General features: G+C 77.2%; 3 protein-coding genes. 1 reads left to right on the plus strand and 2 read right to left on the minus strand.

Features of this window, described 5'->3' with window-relative positions; genetic code table 11:
- Positions 1–80 precede the first annotated feature (80 nt).
- Positions 81–2,312, minus strand: coding sequence for an FUSC family protein (locus tag C6N75_RS29180; protein WP_258177677.1), 2,232 nt, complete (start codon positions 2,310–2,312; stop codon positions 81–83).
- Between the two features lie 186 nt (positions 2,313–2,498).
- The gene (locus tag C6N75_RS29185) at positions 2,499–2,894 is read right to left on the minus strand and encodes a DUF5997 family protein (protein WP_105871847.1); all 396 of its coding nucleotides are present in this window, start codon (positions 2,892–2,894) and stop codon (positions 2,499–2,501) included.
- A gap of 60 nt (positions 2,895–2,954) precedes the next feature.
- On the opposite strand from C6N75_RS29185, the gene C6N75_RS29190 reads away from it, so the two are divergent.
- Positions 2,955–3,758 (plus strand): LysR family substrate-binding domain-containing protein, encoded by an 804-nt coding sequence (locus C6N75_RS29190; RefSeq protein WP_105871848.1) that lies wholly within the window; start codon positions 2,955–2,957, stop codon positions 3,756–3,758.
- Positions 3,759–3,941: the final 183 nt, after the last annotated feature.

The raw sequence follows: 3,941 nt of genomic DNA on the forward strand, positions 1-3,941 counted from the left end.
GGAGACGGTGCCCACCACGGCTCGCCGACCGCCCGGCCCGCCCGCCCCGGCTCACCGGCCGCCCGGCCGGTCCCCCCCGCTCACCGGTCGCGCGGCCGGTCCGGCACCAGCCCGAAGTGGCCGTCCGCGGCCCGCTCCGGACGCGCCGGGGGTGGGGCCCGCAGCAGCTCGGCGTCGTGGTCCAGGACGGTCAGCCACTGCTGGAGGTCGACCAGCTCGGGCACCGGCCGGACCAGTCGCGCGCGGTGCGGCGGCACCGGTACGCCGTCCCGCCCGGCCGACCCGGCGGCGACGGCCGCCTCCGCGGTCAGCGTCCTGGCCAGGGCAGCGGCCTGGCCGGTGACATGGGCGCGGTCCTCGTCGGCGAGCGCGGCCGGCCGCGGGGCGTCGTACAGCGGAAGCCAGTAGCCGCCGTTCAGCGCGTGCTGCCCGGTCATCAGCACCGCGTGCCAGTCGACCGGGTCCGCGTCGCCTCCCCGCGCCGCCGGCTCCGTCAGGTACTGCGCGTACGCGCGCTGGGCCAGCTCCGCCGCGTGCGCCGCCGCCCGCCCCCGCTCCCCCACGCCGCGGGCTTCCGCGTCGTCCTCGCGTGCCTCCGCCCGGCCGGCGAGCAGCAACCCGGTGACCGTGCCGACCAGCGCGGCGCTCTCCCGCAGCAGCCGCGCCGCCGCGTTCCCCAGCTCGTGCCGGGCGCCCTTCGGCCAGGCCAGCAGCCCGCACAGCAGTCCCACCGCGCTGCCGGTCAGCACATCGAGCGCCCGCACCTCGTCGAGCTGCCAGGTCGCCGGCGCCAACTGGGCGAACACCACCGATACCAGCACGGTGAACAGCCCCTGCGCCCAGGCGATGCCGAGCAGCGGGCCGAGCGCGAAGGTGACCAGCATCAGCGGCGGCAGCACGGCGGCGTACCCGACGGTCGCCGGGCCGAGCCCGGTCAGCAGCGCGGCCGCCACCAGTGCCCCGGCCAGCGTCCCGAAGACGGCCTGGGCCACCGTACGGAAGGTCTGCAAGGCCGTGGTCCGCAGCAGGGTCAGCACCGCGAGCAGCACCCAGAAGCCGTGGGCCAGGTCGAACGCGCCCGCCACCAGCCGGGCGGCGGCCAGCCCGACGGCGACCCGCACGGCGTTCTGGAGCAGCACCGAGCGGGGGGTGAGGTGCCCGGCGAACCGCCGGGCCCACAGCCGGGGCGTGGACGTCCCGGCGTACCAGAACAGCGCCCGCGGCTCGACCGGCCCGGCCGGCCTCCCGGCCTGCGCCACCCGCACCGCGACCTGGACGTTGCGGGCCGACTCGGCGAGCGCCAGGACCGCGGCCCGCACCCGGGGGTCCGCCGTGCCGGCCCGGCTCGCCCGGCGGTCGTCCTGGTAGCGCCGGATGGCCCCGTCCAGGGTGTCCGGCCCGCTCACCCGCCCGGTCCGCAAGGCGTCGGCGGTCTCCCGGCACGCCGTGGCGACCTGCCGCAGCAGCTTGGCGGCGAGCGGATCGGCCGCGGCGCCCCGCACCACGGCGGGCGCCGGCCGCGCCAACTGGTGCAGCAGCGTCCGGGCCGAAGCCCCGGCGTGCGCCTGCGCCCGGTCGGCCCGCGACGGCGAGGCCGGCCGCTCGTCGGCCGGCAGCAGATCCGGCCGCAGCCCCTCCGCGGCGTCGTCGGCCTCTTCCGCACGGCCCCTGCCCGGCGCGGCCGCTCCCTCACCGCCCTCACCGGGCTCGGCGACGTCGCCGTCCGCCAGTCGGTCGGCGAGCCGCGCGGCCACCTCGGCAGCCACCGCCAGCCGCCTCCCGTATCCCCCTCGTCCGCCGGTGTCCTCCCGCCCGGACAGCCAGCGGTCGGCGCCGGCGAGCATCAGCATGCCGAGGGTGAGACCGGCGAGCCGGTCGCCGAGCTGACCGGGGGCGAAGGGCGGGAAGCAGGCCAGGATGTAGCAGAGCTGGAGTCCGGGCGCGGGCCCGGCCGCCCGTGGGCCCGCCACCGACCCGACGTATGTCAGGGCGAAGGCGACGACCAGCATGCCGACCGCGGCCGCCCAGGTGCGGGCCGCCAGCAGGGTGCCGAGGGCGGTGAGCAGCAGCCCGACGGGCAGCGCCCGCACCACGGTGGCCGCCCGCACCCGTCCCGGCCCGGCGACCCGGGACAGCGCCCCCAGCGCCACCGCCCCGAACAGGGCGTACACGGCCATGACCGGCCGCCCGAGCCCGTAGCGGCAGAAGTAGAAGCCCGCGCCCACCGCGAGGGTGATCCGCACCGACTTGCGGGCGGCGGCGGCCCAGGCCGCGGGGAGGCGTCGTGCCTCAGCGGCGTGCGTCGGCCGCACCGCGAACGCCGTCGTCCGGTGGGGTGACAGCCTGCCACCCGTGGTACGCGGTCATGCCGGGCCACCTCCGACGCGATGGGACAGCCTCACGACGAGCCGGAGCCCCCGCCACCGGCCGAACGCTTCCAGCGTAGGACGGCGACCGCGCAGCCGGCAGCCCGAGCGGCGCGGCCGGGCCGAGACCCGCTACTTCCCCTCAGCGGCGTCCTTGGCGGCGCGCTTCTCCTTGATCCGCACGGCCTCCTTGCGGACCTCGGCCTGGGTGGCGCGCTCCTTGGCGAGCCACTCCGGCTCCTCCTGCCGCAGCGCCTCGATCTGCTCGGTGGTGAGCGCCTCGGTGACCCCGCCGCGGGCGAGGCCGGCGATGGAGACGCCCAGCCTGGCCGCGACCACCGGGCGGGGGTGCGGCCCGTCGCGGCGCAGCTCGCGCAGCCACTGGGGCGGGTCGGTCTGCATCGCGTTGAGCTGTTCACGCGAGACCGGGTTCTCGCGGAAGTCGGCGGGCGTGGCCTCCAGGTACACACCCAGCTTCTTCGCCGCCGTCGCGGGCTTCATGGTCTGGGTGGTCTTGCTTGACGTCATGGGCTCCAGGCTACCCGGGCGGCCGCGCGCGCCCGGCGGCCGCCCGGGTAGCCTGGCCCGGTGACAGGCTCGGAAGCAATCCCCCCGTTCCGCCTCGCGTACGTCCCGGGCGTGACGCCCGCCAAATGGGTGCGGATCTGGCAGGAGCGGCTGCCGGACGTCCCCCTCGACCTCGTCCAGCTCCCGAGCCCGGAGCTGCCGGGGGCGTTGCGCGCGGGCGAGGCCGACGCCGGCTTCCTCCGTCTGCCGGGCGACCGGGACGAGCTGTCCGCCATCCCCCTCTACACCGAGACCACCGTGGTCGTGGTCCCCAAGGACCATCTGGTGGCCGCGGTGGACGAGGTGGCGCTGGCCGACCTGGCGGACGACGTGCTCTTCCACCCGCTCGACGACGTCTTCGACTGGGAGCGCCCGCCGGGCCGCCCGGCGATCGACCGCCCCGCCACCACCGCGGACGCGATCGAACTGGTCGCCGCGGGCGTGGGCCTCCTCGTCGTCCCCCAGTCCCTCGCCCGGCTGCACCACCGCAGGGACCTCACCTACCGCCCGGTCACCGACGCCCCGCAGTCCCGGGTCGCCCTCTCCTGGCCCGAGGAGCGCACCACCGACCGGGTCGAGGACCTCATCGGCATCGTCCGCGGCCGCACCGTCAACAGCACCCGCGGCCGCCGCCCCGACACCGACCAGCGCCCCGAGAAGCAGCCGGCCAAGCAGTCAGGCAAGCAGTCCACCGGCTCCCGAGGTACGAAGTCGAGCGGCGGCACGAAGTCCGGCAGCGGTACGAGGTCGGGCGGCGCCGCCCGCCGCGCCGCCCCCGGCCGCTCCGCCGGCGCCGGCCGCGGCAAGCCCCGCCGGCGCGGCTGACGGCCCCCGGCCCTTCCCGCATCGCCTGGCGCGGGAAGGGCCGTTGCCTGCCGTACAGCTTCCCGTACACATACCCGCACACATGCGAAAGGCCGCTTCGGATCACTCCGAAGCGGCCTCGCTGTCTACGACTCATTCGAGTCGGGACGACAGGATTTGAACCTGCGACCCCTTGACCCCCAG

The organism is Streptomyces solincola (assembly GCF_002982015.1).
GTDB classification, from domain to species: domain Bacteria; phylum Actinomycetota; class Actinomycetes; order Streptomycetales; family Streptomycetaceae; genus Streptomyces; species Streptomyces solincola.

What these genes read in the sequence shown, in the direction of transcription:
- C6N75_RS29185 (WP_105871847.1), bottom strand. Translation starts at nt 2,894, where the DNA reads ATGACGTCAAGCAAGACCACCCAGACCATGAAGCCCGCGACGGCGGCG.